Annotated in this window: 18 protein-coding genes; all 18 read left to right on the forward strand. The window is 66.1% G+C overall.

What is annotated here, in order from left to right; all coding sequences use genetic code 11:
- Positions 1 to 7 precede the first annotated feature (7 nt).
- The 18 genes from JHD82_RS10785 to JHD82_RS30465 all read left to right on the forward strand — a co-directional run bounded on the left by JHD82_RS10785 (position 8) and on the right by JHD82_RS30465 (position 18,961).
- Positions 8 to 349, forward strand: coding sequence for a hypothetical protein (locus JHD82_RS10785; protein ID WP_034395242.1), 342 nt, complete (start codon positions 8 to 10; stop codon positions 347 to 349).
- Between the two features lie 24 nt (positions 350 to 373).
- A complete protein-coding gene (locus JHD82_RS10790) occupies positions 374 to 1,444 on the forward strand; it encodes a YdaU family protein (protein ID WP_199136434.1) in 1,071 nt (356 codons plus the stop codon).
- Positions 1,445 to 1,667: 223 nt separating this feature from the next.
- Complete coding sequence (locus JHD82_RS10795) at positions 1,668 to 2,132, forward strand: hypothetical protein (RefSeq protein WP_307838092.1); 465 nt, start codon at positions 1,668 to 1,670, stop codon at positions 2,130 to 2,132.
- On the forward strand, positions 2,129 to 4,225 hold the full coding sequence (locus tag JHD82_RS10800) for a phage terminase large subunit family protein (RefSeq protein ID WP_199136438.1): 2,097 nt from the start codon (positions 2,129 to 2,131) through the stop codon (positions 4,223 to 4,225). The genes JHD82_RS10795 and JHD82_RS10800 overlap by 4 nt, the downstream gene beginning before the upstream one ends.
- Positions 4,226 to 4,230: 5 nt before the next feature.
- Entirely contained in the window at positions 4,231 to 4,611 is a 381-nt protein-coding gene (locus JHD82_RS10805; protein WP_012206485.1) for a Mor transcription activator family protein, read from the forward strand.
- Between the two features lie 27 nt (positions 4,612 to 4,638).
- A complete protein-coding gene (locus JHD82_RS10810; RefSeq protein WP_199136440.1) occupies positions 4,639 to 4,869 on the forward strand; it encodes a phage head-tail joining protein in 231 nt (76 codons plus the stop codon).
- Between the two features lie 2 nt (positions 4,870 to 4,871).
- A complete protein-coding gene (locus tag JHD82_RS10815; RefSeq protein ID WP_199136442.1) occupies positions 4,872 to 6,374 on the forward strand; it encodes a phage portal protein in 1,503 nt (500 codons plus the stop codon).
- Between the two features lie 53 nt (positions 6,375 to 6,427).
- Positions 6,428 to 8,509, forward strand: a complete 2,082-nt coding sequence (locus JHD82_RS10820) for a prohead protease/major capsid protein fusion protein (RefSeq protein ID WP_199136445.1) — start codon at positions 6,428 to 6,430, stop codon at positions 8,507 to 8,509.
- Between the two features lie 41 nt (positions 8,510 to 8,550).
- The gene (locus tag JHD82_RS10825) at positions 8,551 to 8,910 is read left to right on the forward strand and encodes a DUF2190 family protein (RefSeq protein ID WP_199136447.1); all 360 of its coding nucleotides are present in this window, start codon (positions 8,551 to 8,553) and stop codon (positions 8,908 to 8,910) included.
- A gap of 17 nt (positions 8,911 to 8,927) precedes the next feature.
- Positions 8,928 to 9,236 (forward strand): hypothetical protein, encoded by a 309-nt coding sequence (locus tag JHD82_RS10830; protein ID WP_199136449.1) that lies wholly within the window; start codon positions 8,928 to 8,930, stop codon positions 9,234 to 9,236.
- A 1-nt stretch (position 9,237) separates the two neighbouring features.
- A complete protein-coding gene (locus JHD82_RS10835) occupies positions 9,238 to 9,708 on the forward strand; it encodes a hypothetical protein (RefSeq protein ID WP_199136451.1) in 471 nt (156 codons plus the stop codon).
- A 12-nt stretch (positions 9,709 to 9,720) separates the two neighbouring features.
- On the forward strand, positions 9,721 to 10,389 hold the full coding sequence (locus JHD82_RS10840; RefSeq protein ID WP_199136453.1) for a hypothetical protein: 669 nt from the start codon (positions 9,721 to 9,723) through the stop codon (positions 10,387 to 10,389).
- A 68-nt stretch (positions 10,390 to 10,457) separates the two neighbouring features.
- On the forward strand, positions 10,458 to 10,895 hold the full coding sequence (locus JHD82_RS10845; RefSeq protein WP_233174692.1) for a hypothetical protein: 438 nt from the start codon (positions 10,458 to 10,460) through the stop codon (positions 10,893 to 10,895).
- Positions 10,896 to 10,903: 8 nt separating this feature from the next.
- On the forward strand, positions 10,904 to 11,359 hold the full coding sequence (locus tag JHD82_RS10850) for a hypothetical protein (protein WP_307838093.1): 456 nt from the start codon (positions 10,904 to 10,906) through the stop codon (positions 11,357 to 11,359).
- A 15-nt stretch (positions 11,360 to 11,374) separates the two neighbouring features.
- Complete coding sequence (locus tag JHD82_RS10855) at positions 11,375 to 16,204, forward strand: tape measure protein (RefSeq protein WP_199136456.1); 4,830 nt, start codon at positions 11,375 to 11,377, stop codon at positions 16,202 to 16,204.
- Positions 16,201 to 17,151 carry a hypothetical protein gene (locus tag JHD82_RS10860; protein ID WP_199136457.1) on the forward strand — a complete coding sequence of 317 codons (951 nt, stop codon included), beginning with the start codon at positions 16,201 to 16,203 and terminating at the stop codon, positions 17,149 to 17,151. The genes JHD82_RS10855 and JHD82_RS10860 overlap by 4 nt, the downstream gene beginning before the upstream one ends.
- Entirely contained in the window at positions 17,148 to 18,164 is a 1,017-nt protein-coding gene (locus tag JHD82_RS10865) for a hypothetical protein (protein ID WP_199136458.1), read from the forward strand. Before JHD82_RS10860 ends, JHD82_RS10865 begins: the two co-directional genes overlap by 4 nt.
- Positions 18,161 to 18,961, forward strand: coding sequence for a glycine-rich domain-containing protein (locus JHD82_RS30465; protein WP_374191642.1), 801 nt, complete (start codon positions 18,161 to 18,163; stop codon positions 18,959 to 18,961). The genes JHD82_RS10865 and JHD82_RS30465 overlap by 4 nt, the downstream gene beginning before the upstream one ends.
- The last annotated feature ends 2 nt before the right edge of the window (positions 18,962 to 18,963 follow it).

Here is an 18,963-nt window from a genome sequence, read left to right on the forward strand (position 1 = left end):
GATAGACATGCAACACACCACCCATCAGGTGACCTCGCATGACACCAAGGCGGATTCGTTCTCCGCCATTGGCAATGCCACACGGGTGCGCCTCAACGAGCGGCTGTACAGCAGCCTGGCCGAGGCCCACCGCCGGGGGCAGCCCGCCCTGAGCCGGCGCGAGCTGCGGGACTTTCACAACGAGTGCACGGGCGAATGGCTGGAGATCTCCAGCGTGGCCAGCACGGTCAATGCGCTGGTTGCGGCCAAGCGCGTGGAGGAGGTGGCGGCGCGGGCCTGCTCCCTGCCGCCGCATCGCCTGGTCAAGCCTGTGCGCTGCCGCCTGCAGCAGGCCACGTTGACGGACTGAATTGATATCGAAGGTTGAGCAGGCATGAATCACTACCCCCACCACATCGGCGACTTCAACACCGCGACACGGCACTTGTCACGGCTGGAGCGTGCCATCTACCGTGACATGCGTGACATGTACTGTGACACCGAGGCAGCGCTGGACGGTTCCTGCTTCGATCTTCTGGCGCGGCGCCTGCTGTGCCGGTCGCCGGAAGAGATCGATGCCCTGCAGTTCGTGCTGGCCGAGTTCTTTACGCAGCTGCCCGATGGCCGATATCAGAACGACGAATGTGAGCAGATCGTGGCCCAGTTCCGCCAGCAGCAGGAGGGGCGCAACGAGGTCAAGAGCAATGAGCACCTGCGGCAGAAGCGCAGCAGGGCTAGGCGTAGTGCTATCTTTTCTGCGTTGCGTGCCCTGGGTGTCGTGCCTGCTGCCAAGGCGAAGGCTGCAGATCTGATGGCTCTGTGTCGTCAGCATGGAATCGTCGTGACAGATACCAGTGTCACGTTGAATGGCACGGACTGGCTTGGTGGTGATACGGGCAATGTCACGCCACGTCACGGTGATGTCACGGGTGGTGTCACGCCTCGTCACGGCGATGACACGGGTAACCAGAACCAGAACCAAAACCAATACATACCCCCCAACCCCCCTGCAGGGGGGGCGAACGGTGGATTGGCTATCGCCACAGCGCTTGCAGGCAGCTTCCCGGAGCATCGGCGCACCCGGTTGGTGGACGTGGCCGACGCCGTGGCCGATGCCATCGCCCGTGGCGACGTGACGGCCGAGGAGCTGCTGGCTGCCGCTGAGCAGCAGCGTGGACTGCTGGCGGCGAAGGATGGCAAGGCCTGCCCGAGTCTGCTGCGCTGGGTGCGTGAGCAGCGCTGGAAGGACGTGGTGATGCTGGCATCTTCGGCGGGCGAGGGGCAGCAGCCCGACAACTGGGCGGACACGCGCAGCGGCGTCGAGGGCATGGCGGCCAGCCTGGGCATGCCGGGCTACGACGACTGGTGCGATGCGCGAGCCGGGCAGGGCCTGCGGCGAGCGTTCGCGGACTACGAGGCGGCAGTGCATGCGCTGCTGGCCGAGCGTCAGGGGGTGTCGGCATGACGGTGCGCGCCCTCATCGGCGCGGCGGCGCCCCTCTCGATGTGCTCAAAAAATAGGCAGGATCGCGGGTCCTTTTTGGCCCCCTTGGAAGCGGGTAATTCGAGCCGCGCTCTCGGACTGTTGCGCAACCTTCCTAAGGGGGTTAAGTGAAGGTCCTGCCTTACTTTGATGCTCCTATTTCGCAAGCAGAATTTGCGGCTTTGGTCGGTGTCAGCGAGGCCCGCGTGAGCCAGCTGGTGAGCGAAGGCGTGATCGTCCGTGGCGATACGGGCCACGAATGGCTGCTGGGCTACTGCGAGCGCCTGCGCGACCAGGCTGCGGGCCGCGCATCGGCCGGTTTGGGCGGGCTGGACCTGGTCCAGGAACGTGCGGCGCTGGCACGCTCGCAGCGCGAGGCCCAGGACCTGAAAAACGCCGTCGCCCGTGGCGAATTCGCACCCATCGGCGCCCTGGCGGACGTGCTGGGCCTGGCCAGCTCGGCCGTGGTGGACCGCATGGACCAGATCGAGGGCCAGCTGCGCAAGGCCTGCCCGGATCTGCCCGAGGATGCCCGCGTCACGGTGCTGCGCGTGCTGGCCGATGCCCGCAATGAGTGGATTCGGGTCACGTCCAAGCTGATCGGCGAGCGCGTGGCGGCCATGGCCGAGGCGCCGGACGAGGATGAGCTGGACGAGGAGGCCGCATTTTGAGCGCACCCCTGTCGAGAGAGGCGATTTCCGCCATCCAGGCCGCCGCGCAGCTGGGCCTGTCCAGCCTGCGGGCCGACGCGCCGCAAACACTGTCCGAATGGGCAGCCGACCACTTCCTGCTGGCCGGCGAATCCAGCCACCAGAAGGGCGGTTGGGTGGCCTGGCCGTTCCAGGTGGGCATTCTGGACTTCATGAGCGACGACCGGATCGAGGAACTGGCCGTCAAGAAGTCCAAGCGCGTCGGCTACTCGAAGATGATCACCGCCTTCGTCTGCTACAACATCGCGCACCGCCGCCGCAAGCAGGCGCTGTGGCAGCCCACGGACGACGACCGTGACAGCTTCGTCAAGACCGAGATCGAGCCGCTGCTGGACAGCAAGGACGGCGTGCCTTCGGTGATTGCTGCCCGCAAGCAGGGCAGCCGGGTCGAAGAGACCATCAAGTACAAGCCTTTCCGCGACAGCGTGCTGCACCTGCTGGGCGGCAAGGCTGCGCGGGCCTATCGCCGGATCACGGTGGCCGTGGCCATCCTGGACGAATGGACGGCATTCGACCAGACCATCGGGGGCAGCAAGGACAAGTCCGCGGGCTCGCCCGGCACCCTGGCCAAAGGCCGGCTGGAAGGCGCTCCATACCCCAAGTTCATCGGCGGCAGCACGCCCGGCATCAAGGGCCTGTGCCACGTCAGCCGAGCCTGCGAGGATTCCGAGGACGAGGTCGATTACCTGATCGAGTGCCCGCGCTGCGAAGCAGAGCACCCGCTCACCTGGGGCGGCAAGGAAGCCATGCACGGCTTCAAATGGGAGGCCGGCAAGCCCCAGACCGTGCGCCACATCTGCCCCCACTGCCGGGAGTCGATCAGCCAGGCCGAGTACCTGCCCGGCGGCTGGCCGCTGACGGGCGCCTGGGTGTGCCGGACGTCTGGCCGCCGCTTCGGTGCAGACCGGATTTGGCGCGCTGCCGATGGCACGCCATGCAGGCCCCCGCGCACGCTGGGCGTGCACATCTGGGCCGCGTACAGCCCGCAGCGCACCTGGGCGTCCATCGTGGACGAGTTCGAGAAGGCCCACCGCGCGCTGCAGGAGGGCGATGCAGGCCCCATGACCTCGTTCACGAACGAGACGCTGGGCCAGGCCTGGGAACTGAAGGGGGAGGGCACTGACGACCATGTGCTGCAGGCCCGTGCCGAACCCTATGCCATCGGCACGGTGCCCGTGGGCGGCCTGGTGCTGACGGCTGGCGTGGACGTGCAGCGCACCTGGTGGCAGATCAACGTCTGGGCCTGGGGCCGTGGCATGGAAAGCTGGATCGTGGACCGCCACATCATCGAGGGGAATCCTTCCAGCGAAGGCGACTGGGCGCCCGTGACGGCCTACCTGCAGCGCCGCTACCGCCAGGCCTGGCACGGCGGCAGCCTGGGCCTGAGCGCCATCAGCATCGATTCGTCCGACCAGACGCAGGCCGTCTACAACTATGTCCGCACGCACCAGCACATGCTGCCCAACCTGCGCGCCATCAAGGGCGACAACAACGACAACCGGCCCATCGTGGGGCCGGCCAGCATGCAGGACCTGGACTGGCGCGGCCAGAAGATCAAGCAGGGCATCAAGCTCTGGCTGGTTGGCGTGGACAACGCCAAGGATCTGCTGCTGGGCCAGTTGGCCATCACCGACGCAGGCCCGGGGTGCGTGCACTTCAGTGAGGACCTGCCGCGCGAGTTCTTCGAGCAGCTGACCGCCGAGCAGCGCATCCTGGCCAAGGTCCAGGGCCGCGAGGCCTACCGCTGGGTCAAGCGCCGCCAGCGCAATGAGGACCTGGACTGCCGCAACTACGCCATCCACGCGGCCATGGCCCAGGGCCTGCACAAGTACACCGATGCGCGCTGGTCGCAGGTCGAGCAGATGGTGCAGCCAGCCCGCGACCTCTTCAGCCCGCCTGAACTGCCACCCGCTGGCGCACTTCCGGCCGCTGCGACTGCCACCGCTTCAGCACCGTCGCCTGCTCCTACCTCATCCCCTGCCCGTGCTCCGGACCCAGCGCCGCGCCGTGCAGCTCCCATTCGCCGAAACGGCGGCTTCTCCCGTTCCTGGTAGCCCTCATGACCTCCAAAACCAACACCACTCTGCCCCTCATGCAACCGGACGCGGCCAAGTCGCCCGCCACGCCAGAAGCGGATTTCGCACCAGACCTCGTGGACCGCATGTTCGACTATCTGGTCGAACTGTTGCCCGAGCTGCGTGGCAGCCCCGCCATTGTTGAGCGTGTCCAGCAGCAACTGCGCAGCGAGTTCGCCGGCCAGGATGCCTACATTCCCGCCCGGTCTTCCGTGGGCAAGGCAGAGGAACGCCGGCAGGTGCTGCGGCTGTGGAACGGGCGCAACGCAAAGGCTGTGGCGCGCACGCTGGGCATCAGTCGGGCCACGGTGTACCGGTACCTAGAAGCGAGTCGGCTGAATCCGTCTCAGGTTTCCGGGAAATGAGACAGTTGCCCCGGTAGCGTGCGGCATATGAGCACGCTCCAAGACCTTCAGATGCGCCTCGCGCGCCTCAATGCTGCCATCCACAGTGGTGAGCGCACCATTTCGACCGAGGATGGCGCCTCGGTCACCTATCGCAGCCTGGACGAGATGATGGGCGCGCGCCGCGATCTGCACACGCAGATTTCGGCCGTGGCCGGCACCGGCCAGCCGCGCGCCCTGGTGGCACGGTTTCGATTCGCCGGCCTGCGGGACCGCTGATCATGCAGCGCCGTACCGTGCCCCGCAGGGCCTCCCCCACGCTGGTTGACCGTGTTGTCGGCTATTTCTCGCCCGCGCAGGGCGTGCGCCGCCAGGTTGCCCGGGAAATGCTGGTGCGCGCCTACGAGGGCGCCAGCCGCGCCGATGGATGGCGCGTCAAGCGCTCGGGGGCCAGCCCTACGGCAGACCACGCCGCCGATGCGCGCGAGCTGCGCATGCGTGCGCGCTCACTCGCGCAGAACGTGCCGAACATCGTGCGCGCCGTCAATGCCGTGCTCGCCATGCGCGTGGGCCAGGGCATCGTGCCTGTGTGGGCCGACGATGGCCTGGCCAAGCGCTGGCGCGAATGGGTGCCCCATGCCGACTACGACGGTCTGCTGGACTTCTATGGCCTGCAGTACAAGGCCGAGCGCACGCGCGACGTGGACGGCGCGGTGCTCATCCGCAAGCACATCCAGCGCATGGGCTCCACAGTGCCGCTCAAACTGCAGCTGCTGGAGATCGATTTTCTGGACGTGGAGCGCAATGGCGTGCTGGCCGGCGGGCGCGAGATCATTCGGGGCATCGAGTACGACAAGCGCGGCCAGCGCCTGGCCTACTACCTGTTCGACCGCCACCCCGGTGATGCCGGCATGTGGACCCTGGGCCGCAGCGGCACCAGCCAGCGTGTGCCGGCCGATGAAATCATCCACTTCTTCGACTCCGAGCGCCCCGGCCAGCAGGACGGCATCTCGCGCCTGGCGCCCATCATCGCCAAGGTGCGCGACCTGCATACCTACGGTGACTCCGAGCTGCAGCGCAAGCAGCTTGAATCTCGCATGGGGGTGCTGGCCGAGATGGAAGGGGCCGGAGGCATGCCGCCGCCGCTGCCCGAGGAGGCCGCAGGGCAAAAGCCCGGCCTGATGGACCTGGGCGACCTCGCTGGCGGCGGCATCGTGGGCCTGCCGCCGGGCATGAGCAATCCCACCTTCATCGAGCCCAAGGCTGTGCCGGGCTTTGGCGACTACATGAAAGGGGGCTGGAAGGAAGTGGCTGCAGGCTACCGGTGCCCCTACGAGCTCATGACCGGCGACCTGACCGAGGTCAATTTCTCAACCTCACGCATGTCCATGAACCAGTTCCGGGCCGAGGTCGAATCCGAGCAGTGGCGCGTCACCGTGCCGCGCCTGTGCGCGCCCATTGCGCGGTGGTTCGTGGCGGCGGTGGATCTGGTGGCCACGGTGCCGGCCAATGTGCAGGCGCCGGACTGGAGCACGCCCCGCTGGGCCAGCCCGAACCCCGTGCAGGACGTGGCCAGCGACCTGAGCGCCGTCAAGGGCGGCATGCAGAGCATCAGCGAAGTCATCCGGCGCCGGGGCTATGACCCTGAGGCCGTTTTCAGCGAGCTGGAGGACGACCTGGTGCAGCTGCGTGATCGCGGCATCCTGCCGCTGCTGGCCGCGCTGTGGGGTGCGCAGAACCCCATCGATCTGGTGGCCCAGATGGAGGGGCCGGGGCAGAAGTGAAATCGTCTCAGTTTTCCGGGATTTGAGACAGTCAAACCGGAAAACTGAGCGCCATGCCACAAGCCAACGCCCAATCTTCCGCGCCCCAGGTCCACGATTTGCCGGTGCAGACGCGCGCCGCAAGCCTGGTCCCCGACACCTACAACGAGGCCGACGGTACGGTCGAGGTGGTCTGGACCACGGGAGCCATGGTGCGCCGCTACGACTGGTGGAACGATCGTCCCTACGACGAGGACCTGCAGATCACTCCCGAGGCCGTGGACATGGCCCGTTTTGACGCCGGCACTGTCCAGGTGCTGGACGGTCACCGCGCCTATGGTGGCGTGGCTGCCATCCTCGGAATTGCCGAGCGCGGCTGGATCGAAGGTGGTGAAGGCCGGGCCGTGATCCGGCTGAGCCAGCGTCCCGAGCTGGCCGGCATCGTGGCCGACATCCGCGCCGGGATCATCCGCGCCATCAGCTTCGGCTACAGCGTCCAGCGCTACGAAATCACCCGCGCCCAGGACCGCACGGACGGCATCAACGTCGATCTCTACCGCGCTGTGGCCTGGACACCGCAGGAAATCTCTTTCGTCACTGTGCCTGCCGACCCCAACGCCGGCACGCGCAGCGCACCCACTTCTCAGGCCCCGTCAGGTGCAGCGCCCCAGGGCGGTATGCCGTGCGAGTTCTTTCAACGGGCAGCCGCCCAACCTACCACCCAGGAGCACCAACGTATGCCCCAAGCAAACCAAGCCGGTGAAGGCGGCCAGACCGCCAACACCACCCCGGGCGCCGCGCCCACCAACGTCTCTCAGGTCCCGCAGAACCGCCAGGGCGAGGGTGCCCCGCAGCCCGCGCCTGCTGGTGCGTTCGATGGCCAGCGCGCCGCCGACATCGTTGCGCTGTGCCAGCGCCACAACCTGGCCGATCTGCAGGCCGACCTGCTGCGCAACCATTCCACCATGGACCAGGCCCGCGCCGCTGTGCTGACCGCGCTGGACCAGCGCAGCCAGGAGCAAGCCACCGGCCCCACAACATCGATTCGCACCGTGGGCGATGAGCACGAGAACCGCATGCGCGGCATTGAAAACGCGCTCATGCATCGCCTGAACCCCGGCGCCCAGCTGGATGACAACGGCCGCCAGTACCGCGCCATGACCATGGTGGAGATGGCGCGCGAGGTGGTCGAGGGCTTGGGCCACAGGACACGTGGCATGAGCCGTGCCGAGATCGTCAACGTGGCGCTGCGCGTGCGCTCCGGCATGTTGGGCACGGGCGACTTTCCTGCGCTGCTCGGTGGCGTGGGCCAGCGCGTGCTGCGTGCGGCCTATGACGAGGCGCCCAGCACCTACCAACTGTGGGCGCGCCGCGCCTCCAACCTGCCGGACTTCCGTATCCGCCAGGCCATCGGCGTGGGCGGTGATGTCGAGCTCAAGAAGCTCAACGAGCACGGCGAGTACACCTACGGCAGCCTTTCCGAGGATGTCATGGGTTATCGCGCCTTCACGTTCGGCCGCTCGCTGGCGATCACCCGCCAGATGATCGTCAATGACGATCTGGACTCCCTGACACGTACAGGGACCAAGTTTGCCGCCGCAGCGCGGAGCCTGGAAAACCGTCTGGTCTATGGCCAGATCCTCAATAACCCGGACATGTCCGATGGCGAGCCGCTGTTCGATGCCGAGCACAAAAACCTGCTGACCGGCGCAGGGTCCAAGTTCTCGCTGGAAGCACTGTCCAGCCTGCGCACGCTGATGCGCAAGCAAAAGGGCCGGGACGAGGAGGCGCTGAACATCGCTCCAGCCTACCTGCTGGTCCCCTCCGACCTGGAAACCCTGGCCTACCAGTACACCAGCCCCAACTACCAGCCCACCAAGGCTGGCGACATCAACGAGTTCCGTACGGGCGGCCGCACGGCGCTGGAGCCCATCGTGGAGCCGCTGCTGGATGACGTGTCTACCACTGCGTTCTACCTGGCGGCCCGCGCTGGCCAGATCGACACCGTCGAGTACGCCTACGTGGACGGCTACGAGGGTCTGCGCACCGAGACCTTCTCCAGCGAAGACGTGGACGGCGTGAAGCTGCGCGCCAGCCTGGACTTTGCCGCCAAGTGCCTGGACTGGCACGGCCTGGCCAAGAGCAACGGCGCCTGAACGCGCCGCCATCCACTCACACGCTTTCAGGAGTGCAACCCATGAAAAACTACCAACAGCGCGGCCACGTCATCGAGGTCCCGGCAGCTGCCGCCGCAGTGGCAGCAGGCCAGGCTGTGGCCATCGGTGCCATCCTTGCCGTGGCCAATAGCCCGGCCCAGGTCGGCGAGCCCTACAACGCCGAGCGCGTGGGCGTCTTTGTCCTGCCCAAGGCGGCAGGCACCGCGTGGACGCAGGGCCAGCCCCTGCGCTGGGATGTCGAAACCGGCGCATTCGCAGTTGGCGGCGCGGCCACGGCCGGCGACGTGACGGGGGCGGCGTTCGCCTTCGAGGCGGCTGACAGCGCGGCCACGCAGGGCGCCGTCTGCCTGCCCGGCGTCATCGGCACGGTCGCGGCCTGAGCGGAGCAGGGCAGGGCATGACTTTCCTCCTCATCCCCGGCGCCGAGCGGGCAGGGCGCGTGCGCTCGGCCCAGCAGCGGCACCACGCCAATGCGGTGGCTGTCTGGCAGGGCGGCGAGCCCTTCGGCGTCATCCTGCGGCGCGGCCCGCGCGAGGCCTTGGGGATGGTGGGTGCCTACGTCCTGGCCTGCCGGCTGCCCGCAGACATGGTGCCGGGCATCGCACAGGGCGAGCCCATCGAGATCGACCAGGTCACCTACCGGATCGCCGAGCCGCCCCAGCCCGACGAGTCCGGCTGGCTGCTGCTGCAGCTGGAGGAGGCCTGACATGGCGCAGCACATGCAGCAGCAGATCCTGGCCGCCTGGCGCGTAGATCTTGCGCTCGCGGCCACCCTGGCTGGCGACAAGGTCCGCGTCGAAGGTCGCAACGCATACCCGGTAAGTGCCCTGCCAGCCATTGATATCAGCGCGGCAGACGAGGGCATCGAACCCCTCTCGGGTGGGCGCGGTGGCCTGGCCACGCTGCACCGGGAATTCCTGGTCGATGTCACCAGCATCGCCACGGGAGACCAGGCACGCGAGCAGGCCATGGAGCTGCATGCGCAGATCGAGGAGCGCATGGGGCCCGCTGCTGGCGGCGTGCTGGCCGGCCTGCTGATCGCGCCACCGCGCCTGCGCGGCATCCGTGGGCAGTGGGACGACGCCGCTACCCAGCCCATCTACATCGTGCGCGGCATGTGGCTGTGCCGATACCTCACCGCCGAGGGCGCTCCGCGCGGCCCGGCTTCCCATCCCTGAAAGGAAACGACCATGGCAGTCCAAAACGTTCGTACCTCGGCCGGCAGCAAGCTGCTGATCTGCGCCGCCCGCCCTGCAACCTACGATGCGGCCGGCTTCCAGGCCCTGGCCTTCAAAGAGATTGCGGAGATCACCGACTTGGCCGAACTGGGCCGGGAATACAACCAAGCCACGCATTCGCCGCTGGCAACCCGCCGCATCGTGAAGCGCAAAGGCAGCTTCAACGATGGCAGCCTGTCCGTGCCCATGGCACGCGACATGAACGACGAGGGCCAGGTTCTGCTGAAGGCCGCCTCCATGTCCGACGACAGCTACAGCTACTGCATCCGGCTGCAGGACGGTTCGAGCCACTATTTCACGGCGCAGTGCATGAGCTTCAAGCTCAACGTGGGCGGCGTCGATTCCATCACGGCGCATACGGCACAGCTGGAAATCGACAACGACATCATCGAAGTCCCCGCCATCTCGTTCACCCTGGCCTACACGGCCGGCGCCAATGGCTCCATCGTGGGCGTCGCAAGCCAGACCGTGCTGCAGGGCGCCACGGGCAAGCCTGTGTTCGCGCAGGCCGCCGCCGGCTTCGACTTCGAGAAGTGGAGCGACGACAGCACGGAGAACCCGCGCTCCGATGCCAACGTGCTCGCCAATCTGGCGGTGCAGGCCAGCTTCATCCCCGAGTAATTCGCCGCTGCCATGCCCGGCTGCGGCCGGGTGGCATGCCCCTCAGTCTCTCTTTCATCGCCACCACCATGCTCAAGCTTTCCCAACTCCGCGTTGCCGACACCGCTGCCCTGCACCTGAAGGATGCCACCGGCGAACTCCTGTACTTCAAGGACCCCACCAAAGACGCTGGGGCGGTGGAGCAGCCCGTGCTGATCCATGTGTACGGCCCCGGTTCGGAGCCCTACCGCAAGGCCCAGCTGGGCGCCCAGCGCCGCGTCATGGCGCTGGTCAAGAAAAACCGCCGCGCGCTGGAAGAGCGCACGCCCGAGGAGCGCACTGCCGACACGGCAGCGCTGCTGGCCGACATCACGCATTCCGTCGAAGGCCTGGACCTGGAAGGCCGCCCCGTGCGCGAGGGGATGCAGGCCCTGTACGCGGACCCTGCAGCCGGCTGGGTGGCTGACCAGGTCAACGCCTTTGCGGCGGACTGGGCAAATTTTTCCAAGAGTGCGCCGAAGGACTGAGCCTCTACGTGCGCACATGGGCGTGGCTCAACGCCCCGCTCAAGCCCAAGAACGGAAAAAAGACCCAGCAGCAAGATGATGAACCCGGGATCACACGCATCGAGGAATTCAGGGCAGAAGGCCGTGAGCCCGACATGCCCGACCCTGGCCCGGCCGGCTATCTCCTCGAAGTGTTCTTCGACCTGGGGCCATCGCTGCAGTCGCCCATGGGCGAAACGCCTATCGGCTACGAGCAGCTGGTGGCATGGCAGTCCATTCATGGCGTGCAGCTCACGCCCTGGGAGGGCAAAACGCTTTGCGACCTGTCCATCGCATGGCTGGTTGCCAAGGACGCAGCCAAGGACCCCGCTGCCCCTCGGCCGGGCAGCGTCGATGAATCGCCTGAGCAAGCCGAGGAGCGGCGCAAGCGTGTCTCCAGCGGCCTGGGCGACATGCTGCGCTCGTTCCGGCGCGCGCCGAAGTGACCTGCAGGGGGCTGCATGATCGGCTCCGGCAACATCAACTACCTGCGGTTCCTGATTACGGGCGACAGCTCGCAGCTGCAGGCCGAGGTCGAGAAGTCCAAGCGCACCGTCACGGGCATGGTCGATGGCATGGCCGGCTCGCTCGGGCGCCTGGGCACGCTGCTCGGTGGCGTTTTTGCCGGCGTGTCCGTCACGGCGTTCGTCGGCAAGCTGGTATCGGTGCAGCGCGAATTCGACGTGCTCAACAGCTCGCTGGTCACGGTCACGGGCAGTGCCCAGGCGGCTGGCCGGGAGATGGCCTGGATCAAGACCTTTGCCAAGGACACGCCCTATGGGCTGGCCCAGGCCACCGAGGCTTTCGTGAAGATGAAGGCCTTGGGCCTTGATCCCACCCAGGCCAAGCTCACCAGCTTCGGCAATACGGCCGCTGGCATGGGCAAGAGCCTCATGCAGATGATCGAGGCCGTGGCGGATGCGGCCACGGGCGAATTCGAGCGCCTGAAGGAATTCGGCATCAAGGCGTCCAAGCAGGGCGACATGGTGGCGTTCACGTTCCAGGGCGTCACCACCCGCGTGAAGAATTCGGCCAAGGACATCACCGACTATCTTGAGAACATCGGCAACACCGCGTTCGGTGGTGCCATGGAGCAGCGTGCCAAGACTCTGGACGGCGCCATTGCTGCCTTGGGTGACTCCTGGGACGAGCTGTTCCGTACCATCAACGAGAGCACGGGTTTTTCGGAGAAGGCTGCCGGCGGCGTGCGCCTGGTCACGGACGCCATCGATGGGCTCGGCAAGATGGTCGAGAACCACCAGGGTGTGGTGATGACCTTCCTGGGGGCTGCTGGCGGCGCGGCCGCAGCGGCGGGCCTGGTAGCCGTGGGCGGGGCCATCGGCGTGGTCAAGGGGGCCATCGTCACGCTGGCGGCTGTGCTGGCCGCGAATCCTGTGACGCTTGCGCTGCTGGGTGTTGGCGTGGTGGCTGGTGCCGGCGTGGCGGCGGTCAGCATGTACGCCAAGACGGCTGCGGGTATCGAGGACGCGATTGCCACCTTGCGCGTCGAGAACGAGCGTTCCGAGGCTGCCATGGCGCGCGCCGTGGCGGGTGGCCGCACGGCTGGCGCGGACAACATCGCCAAAACCATCGAGGCACGCAAGGACCAGATTGCCAAGCTCCGGGCCGAGCTGGACATGCTCAACGCCAGCAGCAAGGGCGCTGGCGGCGGGCGTGGCTCCGTCAATCCGCCCACCGCTGCAGAGGCTGCCGCGAAGAAGGCCCAGGAGGATGCGGACGCGGAGCAGGCTCTGCTGGAGATCCGCCAGAAGCTCTACGGCGTCAACAAGGACTACCTGCCTCAACTGCAAAAACTCAACGAGCTGCGCCAGGCCGGCCGCATCACAGAGACTGCCTATGTCGAGCTGGTCAGCAAGCTGGCCAAGGAAAATTACAAGGAAGACGAATCGGCCAAGGCCCGTGCCAGCTCGGCCAAGCAGCTGCACACGGCCTATGGCAACCTGGTCGATTCCATCGAGGAAAAGATTGCCTCCCAGCGCCTGGAGATATCCGGCGGGGAGAAGCTGGGCGAAGCCGACAAGCTGCGCATCAAGTATTCGCAGGATCTGCTGGGCTCGCTCAAGGGGCTCAATGCTGGAGAGCGCGCCAACATCGAAGCCAAGCTCAAGACCCTCAAGACGCTGGAGAAGGAAAACGAGGCCCGGCAGAAGGCCCTGAAGCTGGCCGAGGAGGAACGCAAGTACCGCCAGGAGTGGATGACCACACAGGGCAAGACAGTCGAGGAGCTGACGGCCAGCAACCAGGCGCTGCGCGACGAGATCGAGCTGATCGGCCTGAGCGCCGAGCAGCAGCGCGTGGTCATCGAGCAGCGGCAGATGGCCATCATCCTGAGCAAGGAGCAGCAGCTGGCCGAGATGGAGCGCTCGGCTGCGCTCACCGGCACCATGACCATGGAGCACGCGCTGCTCCAGCAGGAAATCGAGCTGCTGCGCGAGCGCCTGGGTCTGACCTCGGTGAAGGCTTCGCGCGAAGCCTCAGCCGACGCGGCAAAGGCCAGCACCTCGGAGTGGCAGAAGGGTGTGGACCAGATCGGGCAGAGCCTGGCTGACCAGTTGATGCAGGGCGGTCAATCATTCGGTCAATACCTGAAGAATCTGGCGCGCACGCTGGTGTTCAAGCCGTTGATCCAGGCCACGGTCCAGATCGCTGGCGGTGCCCTGGGCAGTTTGTTTGGCGCCCCCGCTGCTGCTGGCCAGAGTGGTGGTGCAGGCATGGGCATGCTCAACAACCTCGGCGCGCTGGGTGCAGGTGCCCAGGCAATGTGGGGCTTCCTGCCGGGCGCCTCGGCTGCCAGCCTTGCTGGTGCCAATGCCGTTGGCATGGTTGGCGGTGATGCCCTCGGTGCCTTGATCGCAGGCAATGGCAGCTGGGCCGGTGTCGGCAGCAGCTTCGGCTCGCTGATGTCTGGCATTGGCGCTGCGATGCCCTGGATTGCGGGTGCCATCGCCATTTTCTCGCTGCTCAAGGGCGGATTGTTTGGTTCGCGCGGTGCCAACCACGTTGGCGCGGCCTACAGCACAACGGGTGCGGGCAATGACAAGGCTGCCGAGATGCTGTTCGATCGTGCGGGCGGTGACTGGTATGACGACCTGACCAAGCGCCATAACGCTGATCTTGAGAAGCAACTTGGCAAGACCGTGGATTCGCTGTCCGACGTCTATAAGCGTCTCGCGCGATATGCCGGTGACAGCGCCAAGCAGATTGATATCGTCGCGGGCTTTGCGTCGAATCCCAAGTACGACGACGAGGATTCCTACGGCTATTTCAAGCTGATCGACAAGGTGACCGGCGAGGTCCTGAACAGCTATACCAAGCGCGATGGCGCGCTTGGCACGGACCCCACCAAGGCCTATGCCCAGTTCATTGCGGACATGGGCGGTGCCCTGATCGAGCAGTTGAAAAAGGCTGATATCCCCAGCTGGATGCGCAATGTCTTCGATGACATGGGCGAAGACATCACGCTGGAGAGCTTCAACGCTGCTATGCAGACCGTGGAGCTGACGGGCGCGGCCATTGAGGGCTGGACCCGCAACATCACCAATTTCGGCAAGCTGGGTGACGAAGCCATTGCCAAGCTCATCAAGAGCGCGGGCGGCATCCAGGACCTGATCGCGGGCATGGATGCGTTCTACACCAGCTTCTACAGTGAGCGGGAGCGCATCGAGAACGCGGCCAAGGCCGTGGACAAGGCGCTGAAGGATCTCAAGATCGACATCGATCCCCGCATGGGCCAGGACGCCAAGGCCAAGTTTCGCAAGCTCATCGAGGACGCCATGGCGGCCGGCGACGTGGAGCTGCTGGCCAAACTCATCCCGCTGGCCAAGGAATTTGGCGCCGTGGCCGATGCCGCTGGCCAGGTGCTGGACACGCTCAAGAATGAGCGCCGGCAGTTGGAAGCCGAATACCTGCGCGCCACGGGCCAAACCGACAAGTACCGCGAGGCACTGCGCAAGCTGGCCACCGAAGGCATGAGCGAAGCGGAGAAGGCTGCATGGGACTACAACCAGGCCCTGCGCGAGGAGATCGCGCGCCTGGACCAGCGCACGGATCTGGAGCGCAGACTGCTGGAACTACAGGGCAACACTGCTGAGCTGCGCAAGCGCGAGCTGGCTGCGCTGGACCCCAGCAATCGGGCGCTGCAGGAGCGCATCTGGGCCATCGAGGACGAGAAGGCCGCGCAGGCTGCTGCCTATGACATGTTCCGGCGTGCGGTGGACCGCGACCGGGAGGAACTGCAGCAGCGCGTATCCGTGGTCCAGGAGACCATCAACGCCATCGCCTCGTCGGTGGACGTTCTCAAGGGCGCTGCTCAGGAGCTGTATGGCACCGTCGATTCAACGGCCCAGCTCGCGGCAGTCCGCGGGATGGTCTACATCGAGCAGGCTCTGGATGGGGTGAGGGCGGGGCGCAAGCTCTCCGAATACACCGACATCGGCGGGGCCGTGCAAGCCACCCGTGCTGGCCTGGCGTCGGGCGTGTATGCCACGGACTTCGAGCGCCGCCGCGATGCGCTGGTGTGGGCTGGCAAGTTCTCCGAGCTGGGTGACCTGGGCGAGATCCAGTTGAGCGTGGAGGAGCGCTCGCTCAAGGCGCTGCAGTCCCAGCTCGAATCCCTGGATACGCTGGCCAAGCGAGCTGATGACCTGGTCAACGGCACTGCGGCGCTCACTGGCACGGTGGACGAGCATTTCAACAAGCTCATGGCTTTCTTGAATCCGGCCAAGCCCGATCAGCCGGCTGCTGGCGGTGGTGGCAGCGGTGGCGCTCAATTGGGCGGTGGTGGCCCCAGCACCGTAGGCACTCCAGTCTTCGATCCTGATGCGGGCACGCTGACCTATCCGGACGGCAGCGTGGCGCACTTGACGCCGGACGAGGTGTATTGGCACAAGCTGATTCGCGGGGATGACTGGAAGGGGCCGGTGTTTGCCACAGGGGCAGCATTTTCCAGCGGCGTGGTATCGCGGCCCACCGTCTTTGACATGGGCCTGATGGGTGAGGCTGGGCCGGAAGGCATCCTGCCTTTGGCCAATGTCGGCGGCAGGCTTGGTGTGTATGCCGCCACCGGCTCAGGCAGCGATGAGCTGACACAGGCGCTGCTGGCAGAGATCAGGGCCATGCGTGCTGAGCTGTCGGACCTGCGGCAGTCATCTGCCCAGACGGCGCGGAACACGGCGGGTGCGCCGCAACTGGTCGAGCAGTTCGACCAGGTAAGTGGGGGCGGCCAGCGCCTGCGCGTGAGCGCACCTGCTGCAGGGAAGGTGACGACATGAACATCCTTCTGCCAAAGACCATCGTGGCCGAGATGTTCGGCCCCGGCACCACCGTGCCCGAAGTCGATGCCGTCATGGGCGAGCAGGCCTGGGTCAGCGGCGTCGATGCCGTTGTGGGTGCTCGGCGTGTGTGGAAAGGCTCAACCTATGAGTGTGTGGGGGCTGTGTCTGGTGCGCCGGCAAACACCTATGAACCAGACACAACCAATGCCGCCGGGCTTTGGGAGCGCGACGAGGGCGCGCCGAGTAATCGCATGGCGCCTTTCGATAAATACCTCTTCACGAAAACCCGCCGGCCTGGTTCTTTCACATTCGTTCTCAAGCCCGGTTTCATCAACGGCCTTGCGATCTATGGGCTGGAGGCTGACACGCTCGACATCACTGTGCGGGCAGCGGGTGAGGACCTGATCGAGCCAGTCCATGTGGAGCTGTGGCAGCAGGCCTTCGGTGAGTGGGAATACCTCTTCGGCGATCTGCAGCGGGGCACGTATTTCACGCTCAAGGATCTGCCCATTCATCCAGATCTGGAGATCAGCATCACTGTCTCGCGCAGCAGTGCGCAGGCCATTGCCGCCGTGGGCTACATCAGCGTCGGCAATTGGAAGCGCCTGCTGTTCCCGGGCCGTACAGACATGGGGGGCACGCAGTTTGGCGTCGAGGCCAGCACTCGCGATTACTCCTACCTCGATGAGCGCAAGGACGGCACCTACACCGAGGTCGAAGGGCGCAAGGCCACCAACATCAATTTGAGCTGCGTCATCGACGCGGACCAGGCGCCGGCGGCCAAGACGCTGCTGGACCAGATCCTGGGCAAAGCAGTCGCTATCGAGGTTGATCAGCTGCCTCGCTATGGGCACCTGGCCACCGTTGGCAAGGTAACGGGCGCTGTGCGCTCGACAGATTGGACTTCGGCGCAGGTCGATCTGCAAATCAAAGGAAACGTATGACGTCTATTGTTCCAACCCCAGCGGCTCCGACAGTGCCGATATATCCAGCGCTGGGTAGCGCTGCTTTCAACCAGGAAGCTTACGCATATGGCACTGCAATGCCCTCTGTGTCGCTGCGCATTTGGGAGATCGGCAGGTCCAGCGAGATTAACGCGACTGCCTCGTACGAGTGGGCAATGGCATCGACAGATCTTCGCGACCAAGCCCAAGCCGCTGCGGGCACCTCCGTGGCAAAGGCCGGCGAAGCAGCCGCTAGCGCTGCGGCTTCGGCCGGCTCTGCAACTGCTGCATCCACGTCGGAAGGCAATGCTGCAGGCTCGGCAACGTCAGCTTCTGGCTCTGCGACGGCAGCGGCTGGCAGTGCCACGGGGGCTGCGGGGTTTGCCACGGCAGCGAATACCGCGAAGACCGGGGCGGAGGCTGCGCGCGACGCGGCGCAAGGCTTCCGTGACCAGGCGGCAGTGTTTGCGACCCAGCAGATCAAGGGCAGCAGCACGACGAGCGTGACGCCAGGCGCCGGGGCAAAGAGCTTCACGATTGAAGCGAGCCGCTCGTTTGTGACTGGCATGTATGTCGTGGCCACGTCCACCAGTGACCCGGCCACATCGATGAGCGGCTACGTGCAGAGCTACAACCTGAGCACGGGCGCCCTGGTAATCGGCGTGGATATGTACGCCGGAAGTTCGGCAAAGGCGGACTGGGTGATCGGTGTTGCTGCGCCGGGCGCTGCTGACTCCATGACCACGCAGGTTCTGACTGCATCCGCTGCAGCCGTGCCGGGGGTGTATTACGTGCTGGCCACTGCAGGCATCACGCTCACCATCCCCACAAATTTCAGCGCTGGCCAGGGATTCGGCTTCGGTATGTCGCGTGGCGTTGCAACCGCAAATGTGGACTGGCAGACGAACAAGCTGAAGGGGCGGACGCCCGGGGTGATGCAACTGCTCAGCCCGAACGACTCGGCGGTGTGCCGCTGGGTCAATGCAACTGATGGATTTATGGAGGTCGCATGAGCTTTTTCTCGGAATTTTTCAGCGGCGGTGGCGGCGGAGGTCGCCTGCGCTACCAGGACTTCCCAACGTCCGGCACCTTCACGCCTTCGGCGATCCTGCAGGCCAATGGCGGGCCGTGTGTTGTGGTGTTGGTCGGCGGGGGTGGTGGGGGTGGTGGCTCGACCGCAGGCTCCGGTGCGGGCGGCGGCGGCGGAGGTGGTGGGGCGGTGCGCATCCAGCCGCTGACGATTACAACTGCGCAGACAGTGACCATTGGCGGCGGCGGCGCGTCGGGCGCCGCTGGCAGCCCGTCCAGCATCGGATCGCTGCTGACCGCTGCTGGCGGCGGTGCGGGCGCTCTTGGCAACGGCTCCACAAATATCGGTGGTGCTGGAGCCAGCGGAGGGGGTGGTTCGCGGATCTGTGCGGGCGGCGGCGGCGGCGCTGGTGCGCCCGGTCAGGACTTCACAAACTATGCAACAACATCTCCGGCCAGTCTGGCGGCTGGAGGCTCCGCCTCGTATGGCTCCTCCGGCGGCTACGGTTCTGACGCCAATGGCGCAAACGTCAGGAGTGGCGATGGTGGTGCCGGTCTGGAGGGATTCGGCGGCGGTGGTGGGGGCGGCGGCACGGGGTCCTCTCGGCCAGGTCGTGGGTGCCACGGAGGAGGTGATGGTGGGGCAATCGGCGGCGGCGCTGGAGGGGCAGGGCGCGCCAACTCCGGCGGCGGCGGGGGTGGGGCGGGTGCGCAGTCTGGCGTGACCAACAGCGGTGGTGCTGGTGGCTCCGGCTTCTGCCGTATTTACTGGTGGGAGTAATG

The sequence above is a fragment of the Delftia sp. ASV31 genome (assembly GCF_016428765.1).
GTDB classification, from domain to species: domain Bacteria; phylum Pseudomonadota; class Gammaproteobacteria; order Burkholderiales; family Burkholderiaceae_C; genus Comamonas; species Comamonas acidovorans.